The organism is Aeromonas sp. 1805 (assembly GCF_013085525.1).
GTDB classification, from domain to species: Bacteria; Pseudomonadota; Gammaproteobacteria; order Enterobacterales; family Aeromonadaceae; genus Aeromonas; species Aeromonas hydrophila.
Genome location: NZ_CP038515.1, coordinates 1,918,592 through 1,935,805 on the forward strand (window position 1 = coordinate 1,918,592; position 17,214 = coordinate 1,935,805).

Annotated in this window: 14 protein-coding genes and 1 pseudogene; 10 read left to right on the forward strand and 5 right to left on the reverse strand. The window is 64.4% G+C overall.

Annotation, left to right across the window (positions count from 1 at the left end; translation table 11 throughout):
• The first annotated feature begins 5 nt into the window (after positions 1-5).
• The 10 genes and pseudogenes from mreC to E5E96_RS09205 all read left to right on the forward strand — a co-directional run bounded on the left by mreC (position 6) and on the right by E5E96_RS09205 (position 12,375).
• The gene (gene mreC / locus E5E96_RS09160; protein WP_011704376.1) at positions 6-911 is read left to right on the forward strand and encodes a rod shape-determining protein MreC; all 906 of its coding nucleotides are present in this window, start codon (positions 6-8) and stop codon (positions 909-911) included.
• A complete protein-coding gene (mreD, locus tag E5E96_RS09165) occupies positions 911-1,396 on the forward strand; it encodes a rod shape-determining protein MreD (RefSeq protein ID WP_005308115.1) in 486 nt (161 codons plus the stop codon). The genes mreC and mreD overlap by 1 nt, the downstream gene beginning before the upstream one ends.
• A 51-nt stretch (positions 1,397-1,447) precedes the next feature.
• Entirely contained in the window at positions 1,448-2,035 is a 588-nt protein-coding gene (locus E5E96_RS09170; RefSeq protein WP_011704377.1) for a nucleoside triphosphate pyrophosphatase, read from the forward strand.
• A gap of 186 nt (positions 2,036-2,221) precedes the next feature.
• Positions 2,222-3,690 (forward strand): annotated as a pseudogene (rng, locus tag E5E96_RS09175) (ribonuclease G).
• The gene (locus E5E96_RS09180) at positions 3,691-7,590 is read left to right on the forward strand and encodes a YhdP family protein (protein WP_171281982.1); all 3,900 of its coding nucleotides are present in this window, start codon (positions 3,691-3,693) and stop codon (positions 7,588-7,590) included. It abuts the pseudogene before it with no gap.
• Between the two features lie 34 nt (positions 7,591-7,624).
• Entirely contained in the window at positions 7,625-7,945 is a 321-nt protein-coding gene (locus E5E96_RS09185) for a Dabb family protein (protein ID WP_043125753.1), read from the forward strand.
• 28 nt (positions 7,946-7,973) lie between these two features.
• Positions 7,974-8,780, forward strand: a complete 807-nt coding sequence (locus E5E96_RS09190; RefSeq protein WP_049047580.1) for a carbon-nitrogen hydrolase family protein — start codon at positions 7,974-7,976, stop codon at positions 8,778-8,780.
• Between the two features lie 150 nt (positions 8,781-8,930).
• Positions 8,931-10,379 (forward strand): metalloprotease TldD, encoded by a 1,449-nt coding sequence (gene tldD / locus E5E96_RS09195; RefSeq protein WP_171281983.1) that lies wholly within the window; start codon positions 8,931-8,933, stop codon positions 10,377-10,379.
• Between the two features lie 32 nt (positions 10,380-10,411).
• Positions 10,412-11,272: an SIS domain-containing protein gene (locus tag E5E96_RS09200; protein WP_011704383.1), complete on the forward strand. Its 861-nt coding sequence runs from the start codon at positions 10,412-10,414 to the stop codon at positions 11,270-11,272.
• Between the two features lie 140 nt (positions 11,273-11,412).
• Complete coding sequence (locus E5E96_RS09205) at positions 11,413-12,375, forward strand: IS1595 family transposase (protein WP_118880797.1); 963 nt, start codon at positions 11,413-11,415, stop codon at positions 12,373-12,375.
• A gap of 24 nt (positions 12,376-12,399) precedes the next feature.
• Here E5E96_RS09205 and E5E96_RS09210 read toward each other — a convergent pair whose 3' ends face one another.
• The 5 genes from E5E96_RS09210 to E5E96_RS09230 form a co-directional block, all read right to left on the reverse strand.
• Complete coding sequence (locus tag E5E96_RS09210; RefSeq protein WP_171281984.1) at positions 12,400-13,005, reverse strand: DUF2057 family protein; 606 nt, start codon at positions 13,003-13,005, stop codon at positions 12,400-12,402.
• Between the two features lie 49 nt (positions 13,006-13,054).
• Positions 13,055-14,128, reverse strand: coding sequence for a porin (locus E5E96_RS09215; protein ID WP_171281985.1), 1,074 nt, complete (start codon positions 14,126-14,128; stop codon positions 13,055-13,057).
• 101 nt (positions 14,129-14,229) lie between these two features.
• Complete coding sequence (gene murP / locus E5E96_RS09220; protein WP_171281986.1) at positions 14,230-15,684, reverse strand: PTS N-acetylmuramic acid transporter subunit IIBC; 1,455 nt, start codon at positions 15,682-15,684, stop codon at positions 14,230-14,232.
• 99 nt (positions 15,685-15,783) lie between these two features.
• The gene (gene murQ / locus E5E96_RS09225) at positions 15,784-16,680 is read right to left on the reverse strand and encodes an N-acetylmuramic acid 6-phosphate etherase (RefSeq protein ID WP_011704387.1); all 897 of its coding nucleotides are present in this window, start codon (positions 16,678-16,680) and stop codon (positions 15,784-15,786) included.
• A 265-nt stretch (positions 16,681-16,945) separates the two neighbouring features.
• Entirely contained in the window at positions 16,946-17,149 is a 204-nt protein-coding gene (locus E5E96_RS09230; protein ID WP_005308127.1) for a hypothetical protein, read from the reverse strand.
• Positions 17,150-17,214 lie beyond the last annotated feature (65 nt).

The following is a 17,214-nucleotide window of genomic DNA, read 5'->3' on the forward strand; positions in this document are numbered from 1 at the left end:
GACCCATGAAACCCATTTTTGGTAGAGGCCCTTCGCTTCAGTTACGGTTGTTTCTCGCCGTCATCATCTCCATTGCTGCCATCGTAGCGGACTCCCGCTTCGGTGTGTTCAGCCACGTCCGCGTCTACCTCAGTTCGCTCGTCAGCCCGCTGCAATACATGGCCAATGCGCCGGGTATCATGCTCGACACCATGTCGACCCAGGTGCAGACCCGGGCCGGCCTCATCGAGCAGACCAAGCAGCAGGAACAACAGCTGTTCACCCTGCGCTCACGCCTGCTCAAGATGGATCATCTGGAGCACGAGAACCAGCGCCTGCGCGAGCTGCTGGGTTCGCCGGTGCACAAGGAGTCCCGCAAGATGGTGGCCGAGCTGCTGTCGGTGGATTCCGACCCCTTCAGCCATCAGGTGCTGATCAACAAGGGGGCACTGGACGGTGTCTACAACGGCCAGCCGGTGATCAACGATCAGGGGGTGATAGGTCAGGTGCTGCACGTGGGTTCCACCACCAGCCGCGTCCTGCTGATCACCGACTCCAGCCACGGCATCCCGGTGCGGGTGCTGCGCAACGACTTGCGCGCCATTGCCTCCGGCAGCGGCGAGCTCGACAAGCTGGAGCTGCGCAACTTGCCGCGCAACACCGACGTCCAGGTCGGCGATCTGCTGGTCACCTCGGGCCTTGGCGGCCGCTTCCCGGAAGGTTATCCGGTGGCGACCGTGACCCGCTCCGACTACGTGGAGGGCAAGCCCTTCGCCCAGGTCGAGGCCAAGCCGCTGGTGGCGCTGGACCGCTTGCGCTATCTGCTGCTGCTGTGGACCGACAAGAAACCGGAAGTGCATGACGATGAAGAGGCGCCGACCCCTGCGGCAGCCCCGGCTGCGGCGCCTTCGGCTGCGGGAGCGACGCGCTGATGTTGCAACCCGCCAGCGGCAGGATCTGGATCTGGATCTCGATCCTGCTGGCCCTTAGTCTGTCGATCCTGCCGCTTCCTTTCCAACTCGAACCCTTCCGGCCGGACTGGCTCGCCATGGTGCTCATCTACTGGGCGCTGGCGCTGCCACACCGGACCAACGTCGGCACCGCCTGGGTGGCGGGCCTGCTGCTGGACGTGCTGCTCGGCAGCACCCTCGGCGTGCGGGCCATGGCGATGGCCATCACCACCTATCTGGCGGCGTTCCAGTTCCAGAAGATCCGCAACTTCTCCCTCTGGCAACAGGCGCTGATCATCGGCTGCCTCTCGTTGGTGGGCAAGGTGACCATCTTCTGGGCCGAGCACCTGTTCAGCCGCGCCAGCCTCAATTTTGCCTACTTTTGGTCGACCCTGAGCACGATGCTAATATGGCCCTGGGTTTTCCTGGTCTTGCGCAAGGTGCGCCGGCGCTTCAATATCAAGTGAATATGAGTAAAAACAACTCATTGTAACCGTACCCTGGCTCGCGAAGTGATTATGAACAAGCACAACGAACTGCAACTCTATCTCGCCTCGGGCTCGCCCCGCCGTCACGAACTGCTGACTCAGCTGGGCTACCGCTTCGAGGTACTCAAGCTGGATGTGCCGGAACAGCGGGAAGAGGGCGAGAAGCCCCAGGACTATGTCTGCCGGCTGGCCCGCGACAAGGCAACGGCCGGCGTGGCCGCCGCGCCCACGGCGCTGCCGGTGCTGGGCGCCGACACCATAGTGGTGCTGGGTGACCGGGTGCTGGAAAAGCCGTCCGACCTGCTCGACGCCAAGGACATGCTGGAGGCGCTCTCCGGCAAGGTGCATCAGGTGATGACGGCGGTGGCGCTGGCCACCCCGGAGCGTTGCGACGTGCGGCTGGTCACCACCAATGTGGCGTTTCGCAAGCTGGACGAGGCCGAAATCGAGGCTTACTGGCGTACCGGTGAGCCCTGTGACAAGGCAGGTGCCTATGCGATTCAAGGCATTGCCGGCAAGTTCGTCAGCCGTATTGAGGGTAGCTACAGCGCCGTGGTCGGCCTGCCCCTGCTGGAAACAGACCTGCTGATCAAGCATCATCTGGAACAGTCCCGGTAATCCAACCGCTGCCTTGTTGCGCTGTGCCGGTTCCGCGAACCGCTCGCAGCAAGGCGATCAGAATTTGAAGCCATCACAGGCAAGGCATAGGTCGGTGACATGCACCGGCTGTTTCTTACTGCGTTACTCACCGGGCACGTGCCGGTTTGGCTGCCAGAATTTAAAACTAGAAAGGCAAGGTAACTTATGTCGGTAGAACTGCTGGTAAACGTCACCCCCTCCGAAACCCGGGTTGCCCTGGTCGAGAACGGTCTGCTGCAGGAAGTGCACGTGGAGCGTCAGGCCAAGCGCGGCATCGTGGGCAACATCTACAAAGGCAAGATCAGCCGGGTGCTGCCCGGCATGCAGGCGGCTTTCGTCGATATCGGCATGGACAAGGCGGCCTTCCTGCACGCCTCCGACATAGTGCCGCACACCGAGTGCGTGGCGGTGAAGGAGAAAGAGCAGTTCCAGGCTGGCAACATCGCCGAGCTGGTGCGCCAGGGGCAGGACATCATGGTGCAGGTGGTGAAAGATCCGCTGGGCACCAAGGGCGCCCGCCTTACCACCGATATCACCCTGCCTTCCCGCTATCTGGTGTTCATGCCGGGTAGTGCCCACGTCGGCGTCTCCCAGCGCATCGAGTCCGAGGCGGAGCGCGAGCGCCTCAAGCGCACCGTGGCCGGCTATGTGGACGAGCTGGGTGGCTACATCATCCGTACCGCCGCCGAAGGGGTGGGTGAGCAGGAGCTGGAGCAGGATGCCGCTTTCTTGAAGCGCCTGTGGCGCAAGATCCTGGAGCGCAAGCAGAAGTACCCCCCTGCAAGATCCTCTACGAGGATCCCAGCCTGGCCTTTCGGGTGGTACGCGACTTCGTCGGGGCTGAGCTCGACAAGATCCGGGTCGATTCGCGCCAGAGCTTCGATCAGCTCAAGCGCTTCACCGAGGAGTACGTGCCCGAGCTGGCCAACAAGCTGGAGTACTACTCCGGCGAGTCGCCCATCTTCGATCTCTACGACGTGGAGAACGAGATCCAGCGGGCGTTGGAGCGCAAGGTGGAGCTGAAATCCGGCGGCTACCTCATCATCGACCAGACCGAAGCCATGACCACGGTGGACATCAACACCGGGGCCTTCGTCGGCCATCGCAACCTGGAAGAGACCATCTTCAACACCAACGTCGAGGCGACGGCGGCCATCGCCCGCCACCTGCGCCTGCGCAACCTCGGCGGCATCATCATCATCGACTTCATCGACATGCAGTCCGAGGATCACCGCCGGCGGGTGCTGCACAGCCTGGAGCAGGCGCTGTCGAAGGACCGTGCCAAGACCAACGTCAACGGCTTCTCCCAGCTCGGCCTGGTGGAGATGACCCGCAAGCGAACCCGCGAGAGCCTGGAGCACGTGCTCTGCTCCGAGTGCCCCGAGTGCAAGGGGCGCGGTCGGGTCAAGACGGTGGAGTCGGTCTGCTTCGAGATCCTGCGGGAGATCATCCGGGTCAACCGGGCCTACGACGCGGATCAGTTCACCGTCTATGCCGCCCCGGCGGTGGCCGACTACCTGCGGGGCGAGGAGTCTCACAGTCTGGCCGAACTGGAAGTGTTCATCGGCAAGCAGGTCAGGGTGGTGAGCGAGCCCCTCTGCGGGCAGGAGCAGTTTGACGTGGTGATGATGTAATTGGTCTATCGCTGGCTGAGTCGGGGCTGGTTGGCCCTCGGGGTCTTCTTCGTGCTGCTGGCCATCCTGGTCAGCCTGGTGCGCTTTGGCGGCCCCTTGCTCAATCAGCATCGACAGGCGCTGCTCAATACCCTGCTGGCCGATAGCAAGCTGGAGGCCAGCGTCGATCGCATCGGGCTGGACTGGACCCAGCGTGGCCCGGCCCTCGAACTGCAGCAACTGGTGATCGCGCCAAATTCCGGCCGCTTCGCCCTGCGTCTTGGCAAGGTGTGGGCCCACCTCGACTTCTGGCGCTCCCTCAACGAACTCAAGCCGGTATTTGGCCAGCTGATCTTGAGCGATGGCGACATCGCGCTGGATCTGGGCCAGCCTGCGGAGCCGGAAACCGGCAACGGCAGCGACCAGCAGCAGGCCCTGCTGCGCTTTCTGCTGACCCAGCTCTCCACCTTCGACATCCATGACACCCGCCTCAGCCTCACCACGGCGCTGGGGGAGGTGCGCGCCCTCGACATCGCCCAGCTGCGCTGGCAGAACCGCGGCAAGCGCCATCAGGGGGTCGGCAAGGCCTATCTCATCAACGGGGTGGGCGAGAGCACCCTCGACCTCATTGTCGACGTGGATGCCCCCCAGGTGCGGCTCGATCGGCTCAAGGGCCAGCTCTATCTGGGGGCCCGCCAGCTCGACATCAGCCCCATGCTGGCCCGTACCCACTCAGGGGAGCCCAAGGTGAGCGGCCAGCTCGACTTCCAGCTCTGGAGCGAGTTCAAGGCCGGACAGCTGGGGGATTCGCTGCTGGCGTTCGGCGACAACTATCTGATCTGGCAGGATGAAAAACAGGGTGACCTGCACCGGCTCGGGCTGCAGGGGGGCAAGATCCAGCTGCGCCGGGACGGCAAGGAGTGGCAGTTTGCCAGCCATGACGTCACCTTCAAGCTCGACGGCAAGCCCTGGCTGCACAGCCGGTTGCAGCTCGAGCGGGTCGGCGATCGCATCCAGGGTTATGTGCCGGCCATCGATCTGGACCAGATCGCCAACCTGAGCCAGCTGGTGTCGGGGATCTATCCCGAACTGACCGAGACCCTCAAGCGCACCCGCCCGACCGGCAAGATCCAGGATCTGATCCTGCAGGCGGATGCCGGCTGGCAGGGGCTCTCCGTCAGCGGCCAGCTGTCCCACATCCGGGTCAACGCCTGGCACGACGTGCCCGGCGTACGCGACCTCAACGGCGAGTTCTGGCTCACCCCGACCGGCGGCAGCGCCCGGCTGCAACTGGCAAACGATGCGATAGACCCGGCCCGCCACTTCAAGGAGCCGATCCCCATCGATCGCTTCTCGGCGCGGCTCGACTGGTGGCTGGTGGCGCAGGGCTGGGTGCTCTATGGCCAGGATCTGGTACTGGACAACCCGGACTTGAGCCTAGCCAGCCGCTTTCGGCTCGATCTGTTCGAGCACCCCTTCCTCGCCCTGACCGGCCGCATCGACGTCAAGAACGCGGCCAACGCCGATCGTTACTATCCGCTGCAGGTGATGGACAAGAGCCTGGTGGATTACCTGAGCGGTGCCATCAAGGGGGGCAAGGCCAAGGGGGCTGACCTGCTCTGGTACGGCGAATTCCGCGACTTCCCCTACCGCAAGGGCGAGGGCATCTTCCAGGTGGCGGTGCCGCTGCAGCAGGCCTCCTACGAATTCTTCCCCGGTTGGCAACCGCTTACCGACCTGCAGATCGATCTGTTGTTCCAGAACGCCAGCCTCGATATGAACAGCCGCGCCACCCAGCTCGGCAAGGCCAGCTCCGACTCGGTGCACGCCTGGATCCCGGACCTCTATCCCGGGGCCCACCTCTATGTGGACGCCAAGGTTGAGGGCGAGGGCAAGGCCATCAGCGACTACCTGCAGGACTCGCCGCTCGGCGGCTCGGTCGGCCAGGCGCTGCGGGAGGTGGAGATCCGCGGCCCCATGAAGGGCTCGGTGAAGCTGGATATTCCGCTGGATGGCGAGAGCGAGGTCAAGGCCAGCGGCGACGCCCTGTTCAGCAACAACAAGGTGCGGGTCACCAGCCTGGATCTGCCGCTGGAGCAGGTGCAGGGGCGGCTCGAGTATGACAACGAGCAGACCCGCTTCAGCAACCTCAAGGCGAGCCTGTGGAACCAGCCGCTCACCCTCGACTATCAGGGCCGCCAGCAGCCCAATCGCTATCAGGTCGATCTCAAGTTCAAGGGACAGTGGGACAGCCGCCGCCAGCGTCAGGACATCCCGGCGCTGGACATCCTCAAGGGGCGCGGCAACTGGGCCGGCAGCCTGGGGCTGACCCTGCCGGGCGATCAGCCGTTCAGCTTCCAGCTGGCGCTCGACTCCAACCTGCAGGGCATGGGGCTGGATCTGCCCGCCCCGCTCGCCAAGGCGGCCGGCAGCCGGCTGCCGCTCAAGGTGACCGCCCGTGGCCGCGATGGCAGTGCCGACATCCGCGCCGTGCTCGGGGCTGACGTGGACATGCAGAGCCGGCTGGTGTACGGCGACGGCGTACCCTACCTCAGCCGGGTGCGGGTTGACGTGGGGCAGCCCGGCGCCCGGGTGCTGCGCGACCGGCCCATGCTGCTCGCCATCAACCAGCAGCAGGCCGACGTGGCCGGCTGGCTGGCCCGTCTCAAGCAGTGGCTGCCGGCCAGCACGGCGCCCAGCGGCAATGCGGTGGTGGGCCCCTCTTTCTTGCCGCAGGAGTGGTGGGTGGATGGCCGCCTGGCCCGCGCCGACATCGGCAGCGCCAACCTCAAGGCGGTGCACTTCACCGTGGGGCCGGTCAATCAGGCCACCGAGGTGATGATCGACAGCCCGGACGTGATGGGGGTGGTGCGCCTGCCGGTGTCCGAGCGTCAGCCTATCGACGCCAAATTTGCCCGCATCCACTGGTCCGGCAAGAGTTCGGATCTGAGCCCGGATCCCGATGCCAGACAGGACAGAGCCATCATGGATGCCATTCCCTGGCTTACCTTCAGCTGCGTGGACTGCCGCTTCGGCGAGTTGCCGCTGGGCGAGGTGAAGGGAGAACTGCTCCCGGGAGCCGACAAGCTGAGCCTCAAGGGGCTGGAGATGCGGCTGGCGGGCAGCCAGCTGAACGGCAGCGCCGAGTGGCTGGCCGGAGCGGACGGCATGCAGACCCGCGCCCGCGCCCACATCAGCAGCAACAACAGCGAGCTGCTGCTCAAGCGGCTCGGCTACACCTCGCCCATCGGCGATGCGCCCGGCAAGATGGCGCTGGATCTGAGCTGGCGCGATGTGCCCTACCGGCCCAACGTGCCGACCCTGAGCGGCACCGCCGACTATCAGCTGGAAGGTGGCACCCTGCGCGAGGTGAACGACAAGGGGGCGCGACTGCTCTCCCTGCTCAGCCTGGATTCATTGCTGCGCAAGCTGCGCCTCGATTTTCGCGACGTGTTCGACAAGGGCTTCTACTTCGAGTCCATGTCGGCCTCCGCCAAGATCAAGCAGGGGGTGGTGGACAACCGCGACTTCTACATGAAGGGGGCGGCCGGCAACCTGCGCGGTGAGGGTATCGCCGATCTGGTGCGCTGGCGGCTCGACTACGAGCTGAGCTTCTCCCCCAACCTGGGTGGCACCCTGCCGGTGGTGGCGGCCTTCTCGCTGACCCCGATCACCGGACTCTATGTGCTGGCGCTCTCCAAACTGCTGGAGCCGGTGGTGGACGTGGTCACCCGCATCGATTTCCGGGTCTCCGGCCCGATCGACGATCCCAAGCTGATCGAGGCGGGACGGGATCGGGCCCGCATCAAGCTCAATCAGCAGCAGAAGGAGGCGGTCGACGCGGTGGCCCCCAACCTGCCGACGCAGGAGGTGACCCCCTTCCTGCTGACCCCCAAACACGCGGGGCCCGCCCAGCGCTGAACGAGCGGCCCGGCACCATCACAAGGAGTGAGCCATGATCCGACATATCCTGCTGATCGCCTTCAAGCCGGGCACTCTGCCCGCACAGATAGACGCGGTGCGCGCGGCCTTTCTCGCCATCCCCCATCAGGTCAGCGGCGTGCTGGCGGTGGAGTGGGGGCGGGATGACAGCCCGGAGGGGCGGGCCGAGGGCTTCACCCACAGCGTGCTGATGACCTTTGCCGACGAGGCGGCCCGCCAGCGCTATCTGCCCCACCCGGATCATGATGCCCTCAAGGCCATCTTCCGCCCGGTGCTGGAACGTATCATAGTGCTGGATTACACCCTGCAGGCCGGCGATGCGGTCAGCATCTGACGGTGGCAACAACGACAAGGAGCGCCTCATGTGGTTAGCCGCAATACAGCTGGTATCGGGCCGTCGCTGGCAGGATAACCGGGAGCAGATCGCCGCCGAGCTGGCCCTGTTGCCGAGTGAGCGGCCACTGCTGGTGCTGCTGCCGGAGAATTTCGCCCTGTTTGGCGAGCGGCAGGGGTATCTGGACGGTGCCGAGACCATAGGTGAGGGCCCGATCCAGCAGCAACTGGCCGAATGGGCCCGTGATTACGGCATCTGGCTGGTGGCGGGGGCCATGCCGACCACCATCGCCGGTTCCGACCATATCCACACCAGTACCCTGGTGTTCGACCCCAGCGGCGAGCGCAAGGGCCACTACCACAAGATCCACCTGTTCGACGTGGACGTGGCGGACAATCACGGCCGCTACCGGGAGTCGGAAACCTTCAGCCCCGGCGAGGAGCCTGTGCTGGTGGACTCCCCGTTTGGTCCCCTCGGCCTCTCGATCTGTTATGATCTGCGCTTTCCCGAGCTGTACCGCCGGCTGGCCCGCGCTGGCGCCCGCGTGCTGCTGGTGCCTGCCGCTTTCACCGCCGTGACCGGCGAGGCGCACTGGGAGCCGCTGCTGCGGGCCCGTGCCATCGAGAACCAGTGTTACCTGGTAGCCGCCAACCAGGGCGGCACCCACGAAACGGGGCGCCAGACCTGGGGCCACAGCATGGTGATCGACCCCTGGGGTCGGGTGCTGGCCAGCCTGGACAGCGGGCGCGGTACCGTGCTGGCGCCGCTGGACCCCGGTCTTGTCGACGAACTGCAACGCACCATGCCGGTGCTGGGCCATGCCCGTCTGCTATGAACATGTGCAGGTTCGATTCGCCCTGTGGCGGGGGAGTCGGACACTTGCAAACCCGATGGTGGGTTGGACGTCCGCTGACGTTTCGCCAAGCGAACCCACGGTCTGGGATTTAACCGTTACGACATCTCGCATCGAGAGTGGAGAGAAAGATTGAGTCTATTGAGCCAGGTTAGTGCCTCCCTGTTGGCCCCCCACGACCTCGACGAAGGGCGACTGCAGCAGCTGCTCGGCAGCCTGATGAGCCATCAGGTGGAGTTCGGCGACCTCTATTTCCAGCGCAGCTGGCACGAGTCCTGGATGCTGGAGGACGGCATCGTCAAGGATGGCAGCTACAACATCGATCAGGGGGTGGGGGTGCGCGCCGTCAGCGGCGAGAAGACCGGCTTCGCCTACTCTGACGAGCTGAGCCTGCTGGCGCTGCAACAGTCGGTGACCGCCGCCCGTGGCATTGCGGCTGCGGGTGCGCAGGGCAAGGTGAAGGCGTGGGCTCGCACCGAAGCAAACCTGCTCTACCCGGCGCTGGATCCGCTGCAGACCCTCGACAAGCAGCAGAAGATCGCCCTGCTGGAGCAGATGGACAAGTTCGCCAGAAGCCTGGATCCCGCCATCAATCAGGTGATGGCCTCCATCAGCGGCGTCTATGAAGAGGTGCTGGTGGCCGCCACCGATGGCACCCTGGCCGCCGACGTGCGTCCGCTGGTGCGCCTCTCGGTGACCGTCATCGCCGAAAAGGGCGATCGTCGCGAACGCGGCAGTGCCGGTGGCGGTGGTCGCTTCGGCTACGACTATTTTCTGGAGCTGGACGGACTGGAGAGCCGGGCGTTTGGCTATGTGCGCGAGGCGGTGCGTCAGGCGCTGGTCAACCTCGATGCCATCGATGCGCCGGCCGGCACCATGCCGGTGGTGCTTGGTGCCGGCTGGCCCGGCGTGCTGCTGCACGAGGCGGTGGGCCACGGTCTGGAGGGGGATTTCAACCGCAAGGGCTCCTCTGCCTTTGCCGGCCGCATCGGCGAGCAGGTGGCCTCCAAACACTGCACCATAGTCGATGACGGCACCCTGTTGGGTCGGCGCGGCTCCGTCTCCATCGACGACGAGGGGACGCCGGGCGGCTACAACGTGCTGATCGAGAACGGTATCCTCAAGGGTTACCTGCAGGACAAGCAGAATGCCCGTCTGATGGGCGTGCCGCTCACCGGCAACGGCCGCCGCGAATCCTACGCCGCCCTGCCGATGCCGCGCATGACCAACACCTACATGCTGGCGGGTCAGTATGATCCGGCTGAGATCATCGCCTCGGTGAAGAAGGGGATCTACGCCCCCAACTTCGGCGGCGGTCAGGTGGACATCACCTCCGGCAAGTTCGTCTTCTCCGCCTCCGAGGCCTACCTCATCGAGGATGGCAAGATCACCGCGCCCATCAAGGGGGCGACCCTGATCGGCAACGGCCCCGAGGCGATGAGCCAGGTTTCCATGGTGGGCAAGGATCTCGCGCTGGATCGCGGGGTCGGGGTCTGCGGCAAGGAGGGGCAGAGCGTGCCGGTCGGTGTCGGTCAGCCCACCCTCAAGCTGGATCAGCTCACCGTGGGCGGCACCCAGTAAGGGCGCCGCAGAACAAGCAGCAGAGAGAACCCATGCTTACCCTGTCGAAAATTTCCAATATCCGCAGTCAGCTCTCCCCCAGCGAGCTCAAGATCGCCGATTACATCCTGGCGTGCCCGGAGCAGGTGACCCACTTCTCCTCCCAGGAGCTGGCCCAGCAGGCTGATGTCAGCCAGTCGAGCATAGTGAAGTTCACCCAGAAGATCGGGTTCAAGGGCTTCACCGCCTTCAAGCTGGCGGTCAGCGAGGATCTGGGGCGCAAGCACGCCATCAAGACCGACAACGTAGGGGATCTCTACAACGGCATCGGCCGTGACGACGATCTGGAGACCATGGCCAAGAAGCTGGCCCAGGAGAAGATCAACTCCATCGTGGAGACCACCCAGGCCCTCGACAACGCCACTTTGGCGCGGGTGCTTGACGTCATCAACCAGGCTGGCCGGGTCCAGCTGGTGGGGATCGGCGGCTCGGCGCTGACCGCCAAGGATCTCTGGTACAAGCTGCTCAAGATCGGGGTCACCACCCTGTTCGCCCAGGACAGCCACGTGCAGATCTCCATCGCCCAGACTTTGGGACCAGGGGATGTCCAGCTGGTGGTCTCCTATTCCGGCGCCAGTCGGGACGTGCTGGCGGCGGCCGAGCTGGCCAAGCGCAACGGCGCCACCCTGATCGCCGTCACCTCGTTTCGCAACACCCCTCTGCGGCAGATGGCCGACATGGTGCTGGACACGGTGGCCGACGAGAACGAGTTGCGCATCTCCTCCATTTCGTCACGTACCGCCCAGAACACCATCACCGACATCCTGTTCCTCGGCCTGGTGCAGCGCCGTGACGAGGCCTGGGCGCTGATCGACGGCACTCGCGGTGCCATCGACCGGCTCAACAAGGAGTGACGCGGGCCCAGTTGCAACAGAGGCCGAGACCTGCCGAGAGAAAAAACCACCCGCTTGCGGGTGGTTTTTTTATGGCTCAGTCCCAGTTATGTGTTGAAAGGCTAACCTTGAAGTAGGTCATCACCTTGAGGGCCACCATCATGGATACCCAAGCCTTTCAACATCTACTGTCCCTCTTCCCATTGCTCACTTTGCGTCAGCGTCGTCTCGCGCAACAGGAACTCACCACCCCTCACCCCATCACCTCGTTGGCCACTCAACTGCCTGCATGCCAATGCTGCCCTCACTGCCAGGCCGCGGCCACACTGCTGGCTCCCTGGGGCTGGTCTCGAGGGCTGCGCCGTTATCGCTGCAAGCAGTGTTTGCGCACCAGTTCCGTTCTCACCAACACGCCTCTCGCTCGACTTCGCAAGCCACAATGCTGGGAAGACTATGCACAGGCCCTCATCGACGGTCTGACCGTCCGGCAGGCGGCGCTCCGCTGTGGGGTCGGTAAAAACACCGCCTTTTTGTGGCGTCACCGCTTCCTGAAGGCCATGGCTAGCCACCAGGCGGTACGGGAAGAGGGTATCGTCGAGGTCGATGAGACCTTCTTCCTAGAGTCGTTCAAAGGACAGCGCGGATTGTCCCGCCCGGCCCGCCATCGTGGAGGTAAAGGCCGTACCCGAGGCACAGGACCGGATTACATCCCGGTGATGGTGGTGCAAGACAGAGCAGGCCACCTGGCTGACTTCCAGTTGGAACAGTTGAATGTCAGGGCGGTGAAGGCAGTGCTTCGGCCACTTATCGCCCCGGATGCCGTCCTGTGCAGCGATGGTGCCGGGGTGTATGCCAGTTTCAGCGAGAGGCAAGGGATAACACACCAAGTGGTGCGCAATCGAGCGGGAGAGCGGGTGGTGGGTGCATATCACATCCAACATGTGAACGGGTACCACAGGCGATTGAAGGAGTGGATGGAACGGTTCCATGGGGTCGCGACCCACTATCTGAGGAATTATCTGGGTTGGCGAAGGATGTTGGAACGCTATGGGCAGGAAGTGAATATCTCACGTTGCTTGCATGAGGCGCTGGGGCGCCCCATGCAACACGTAATTGGGACATAGCCTTTTTTATGGGCCAGTGCCGGCTCAGAGGGCGAGGGCCCAGCGCAGGAAGGCCTTGCGCTGGGCCTCGTCGGCAGCGAGGTAGCGCCGCTGCAGTTCAGGGTCGACGAATACGGCGCCCGGGGTGGTTGCGGGCAGCACGGGCATGACGGCTGGCAGGGCGGTGGCTGCGCTGGCCGACCCGTCGTAACGGGCCAGCAGCGCCTGATAGTCGGTCAGCAGGCTGTCCTGGCTGCGCGGCAGCGCGGTGGCCAGCAAGGGGCGGGAACCATCAGCGATCGCCAGCTGCAGTGCCGGGCTGGCCGCAAAGCGGCGAATGGCCTGCGGAGTGGGCAGTGGCGGGGTGACCAGCCGCAGGGTGCCGCTGGCCGGCAGGGTCAGGGTCAGCAGCAGCGGGGCGGAGCGGACGCGTCCCAGGCTCTCGTTGGTAGAGCCGGGATCGAGCGGGCTGTCGAAGCGTACCAGCAGCCGGGTTTCACCGGCGGGCAGCGTGAGGGCGCGCTCGAAGGGAGAGGCCTTGCCCCGGGATGAGGCGAGCAGGGTGAGGTTGTCTGCCAGCTCCAGCCGGGCGGCCTGGGTCGGCAGGGCCAGCAACAGCAGCAGGGTGGTGAGCAGTGGGAGGCGGATCATGGGGTGCTCCAGCAGAAGGCAAAAAGCCGGCCGACTGGCCGGCAGGAGATCAGAACTCGTAGCGCAGGCCGAGGTGGTAGAAATCCTCGCTGTTGCTGCTGCCGCCAAAACTGGTGACCGTGCTGCCGGCCAGCCCGTCTTCACCGCCCCGGAACACGTAGGCGCTGTAGAGGGAGGAGCGCGGAGTGAGCTTGTACTGCAGCTCCAGGGTGGTGTCGCGCAGGCTCATGCCGTCCCCCCCGTCGTTGTCGAGGTGGCGGTAGCCGGCGCGGGCGGCCCACTTCTGGTTGATGTCGTAGACGGCGGTCAGCTCCCACACCTTGTCTTCGCTGTCCGCCTGACCGTTGCGATAGCTCACCTGATCCCTGGCATAGAGGGCGCCCAGCATCAGCGGGCCCAGGGTGTAGCGGGTGCCGATGCCGCTGAAGCGGTACTCGTCGGCATTGGGGTCGACCTTGCTGGCCCCGGTCTGGGCCGCCTTGCTCTGCTGGTAGGCGATGACTGGCGCCAGCTTGCCCGCCGCCCCGAGATCGAAGGTGTAGCGCAGGGCGCCGTTGTAGCCGTAGTCGAGATCCGAGGTGCCGTTGCCGAGGATGTAGGCCAGCGACAAGTCCAGATTGCCGAGGGTGTTCTGGTATTGCAGGGTGCCGTCCTGACGGAACACCTGTACCGCGGTGGAGTCCACCTTGCTGGCCTGGCGCGCCATGGAGACATCGGAGGCGGCAAACACGTCGCCGATATCGGTGAACATGATGAGTCCGGAGGAGACCCGGCCACCGGTCAGCTTGCCCCACTGGCCGCCATCGAGCCCGGCCCAGACGTAACGGGCGGTGAGATCGCTGCTGTTCTTCTGCACGTTGTTGGCGTATTCGGCGGCATTGACTTGGTACTGGGCCATGCCGATCACGGCCACCTGCTCGTTGACGGTCTGGCGGGCGGTGAAGCCGATACGGCCGTCGAAGTCGCCCTGATCGTTGCCGCTCTTCTTGTCCGAGATGTTGAAGCCGAGGCGACCGTAGAGATCGACGTTGGAGCCGTCATCGGCCTGATAGATGGCGGCGGCCTGCGCCGTACCGACGGCAAGCAGGGCAGGAATGGCCAGGGCAAGCATGGACTGTTTCATTGTTGTCTTTCCTGTGTGGGCTCTGTGCCAGAGCCGGGGTGAGTTTGGCCGTGGCCCCGATTGCTCGGGGCCAGACCTTGGCGATAAATCCGGAGGGGGGATTAACTCAGATCGACGTTCTTGCAGCCGAACATCAGGGTGATGAGGTAGCCGCCTAGGTAGGCGACGGCGAGGCCGGCGGCGTAGACCAGCATGCCGGGGAAGATCCCCTGGGCCGAGGTCATCAGCGGCAGCGCGACGATGCCGGAGGGGCCGAACACGGTATTGAGACCGACCGGCAGGCCCAGCCAGGAGATGAGGCCGACCAGGAAGCCGCCGAGGGCGCCGCCGCAGCAGGCGGTGATGAAGGGTTTGACCCGCGGCAGGGTGACGCCGTAGATGAGCGGCTCACCCACCCCCAGGATGCCGGGAATGATGGTGCCCTTGACCTGGGTGCGCAGCAGGGAGTCCTTGCCGGCGCGGCTGTAGAGTGCCAGGGCGGCGCCGACCTGGCCGGCCCCTGCCAGCGCTAGGATGGGGAACAGGGAGTTGAAGCCCTGGGCATCCATCAGCGCGAAGTAGACGGGCACGAACCCCTGGTGGATGCCGAACATCACCGAGATGAGGAACAGGCCGGCCAGAATGGCGGTGCCGAACGGATTGCCGTTGAGGTGGATGAAGAGCCAGGACATGCCGTTGTAGAGCTGCACGCCGAGGGGCATGATCAGGACAAAGGTGACGGCCCCCATGATCAGCAAGGTGATGCCGGAGGTGAGGATCATGTCGAGGCTGTCGGGTATGAAGCGGCGTACCTGACGCTCCACCGAGGCGCCGATGATGCAGGCGATCAGCACCCCGATGATGTTGCCGCGCGGATCTATCTGGTGGCCGAAGAAGTCGCTGACCCCGGCATAGATGCCGCTGGTGGCCTGCGGGTCATAGCCCATCACGAACAGCGAGGCGAGGATGGCACCATTGACCCCGGAGCCGCCGAACGCCTTCTGGGCGTTGTAGCCGATGAGGATGCTGAGGAAGCTGAACAAGCCCTTGCTGAACAGTTTCATGTAGCCGACGAATTCGGCCAGCATGCTGCCCGCCTGCTGGCCTTCCAGCAGCAGGGTCTGCTCGATCAGGGTGGCGAAGCCGAGCAGCAGGCCGGCGGCGATGAAGCCGGGGATCAGCGGAGTGAAGATGGTGGCAAACTTGGCCAGGAAGCGGTGGGCCGCACTGGTCTGTTTCTGCTTCAGCGCCTGTTTCTTGGCGGCGGCGATCTCGCCCAGATCGGCGGATTGTGCAGCAGGCGTCTCCAGTGCGCCGAGCCCCGCGCTCAGCATGCCGTTCATCAGCTCGCAGGCGGTCTGGGCCTTGCCCGGCCCCAGCACGATCTGGAACTGGTCGTCGCTCTCGATGACCCCCATCACGCCGGCGATGCGCTTAATGGTATCCCGGTCGGCATGCAGGCTGTCGGCCAGGCTTAGCCGCAGCCGGGTCATGCAGTGGCCGCAGTGGGTGATGTTGTCGCGGCCACCGATGGCCTGGATGAGCTGGCCAACCATGGTGTCAGTTATTTTTGCCATAAAGAACCCAGTCAGTCTGTTGTGTCATGAGGGTGCCTGGGCACCCCGTTCTTGTTGTGGTATTGCCGTCCCTGGCCCGGCCAATGTGCGGGTGGCCGATCAGTGGGTGCACTGGCTGATGAAGCCGTTGCTGCTTTGCAGACGGGTGCGGGCTTCGTCGGCCGTGAGTCCGGCCAGGATCATCACGATGGCGGTCTTGCAGTGGTTGTCCGCCTGCGCCAGCGCCCGCTCCGCCACGGCGCGCTCGCAGTCGGTGGCCTCCATCACGATGCGCTTTTGCCGCTCCACCAGCTTGGCGTTGGTGGCTTCCACGTCCACCATCAGGTTGCCGTAGACCTTGCCGGTGCGGATCATGGCACCGGTGGACAGCATGTTGAGGATCAGCTTCTGCGCGGTGCCCGCCTTCATGCGGGAAGATCCGGTGACGATCTCGGGGCCGACCACCGCCACCATGCTGATGTCGGCCGCCTGGGCCAGCGGGCTGCCCGGGTTGCAGCTGATGCTGCAGACCGTGGCGCCCACCGCTCTGGCGTGGGCCATGGCACCCAGTACGTAGGGGGTTCTGCCGCTGGCGGCGATGCCCACCAGCACGTCGTTGGCACAGAACTGGATGTTTTTCAGATCCTGGGCGCCGAGTTCGGCGTCATCTTCGGCGTTCTCGACCGCCTGCAAGATGGCCTTGTGGCCGCCGGCAATCAGGCCGACCACCTGCTCGGCAGAGACGCCGTAGGTCGGCGGGCATTCGCTGGCATCCAGAATGCCGAGCCGGCCCGAGGTGCCTGCGCCGATGTAGACCAGCCGGCCTCCCTTGCCGAACGCTGCCGCGATGGCATCGACCGCCCGGGTGATCTCGGGCAGCAACTGGCTGACCGCCAGCGCGACCTGCTGATCCTCCTGATTGATGACACGCAGCATCTCCAGGGTCGGCAACTGGTCGATCTCGACGCTGGCCGGGTTGCGGGTCTCGGTAATCATGCTTGATAGGTCAATGGTCATCGTTTCCTCTGCTTAAGGTCATCGCCACTCCCGGCGTAAAACATCCCTCTTGATGACAGGCATGATTATCGATTTTTGATTTCTATGATGAGATCAATGTCGCATAATTAATTATTCCATTTATTTTTGTTTTTAAGTTATGAAAATTCCTGCACGGTGATATCCATGGGGGGAGCTGGGTGGTGCTGATTACGCCGAGGAGGGGGGTGAGCGTCAGCCAATAAAAAGCCCCGGCAAGGGCCGGGGCTGCAGATACGTGGCTCGGTCAGTTGACCGAAATGGCGCGGGCGTCGATGAAGAAGCGCGCGTTGCCTTGTTGATCGACCCTGATCTGGGCAACCAGACGATCGCTCTGCTTGTACTCCCACCGGCTCTTGATCCGGGTCAGAGCGGGGCTGGCGGCACCGACCACGTTCAGATATTCATGAAACAGGCTGTAGCTTCCAATCTCGGTCAGCATCTTTTCCATTTGCACATCTCCTGAAGTGAGTGGGTGTCCATCCATAAACCTACCAAGCACTCTCTGAATCGAAT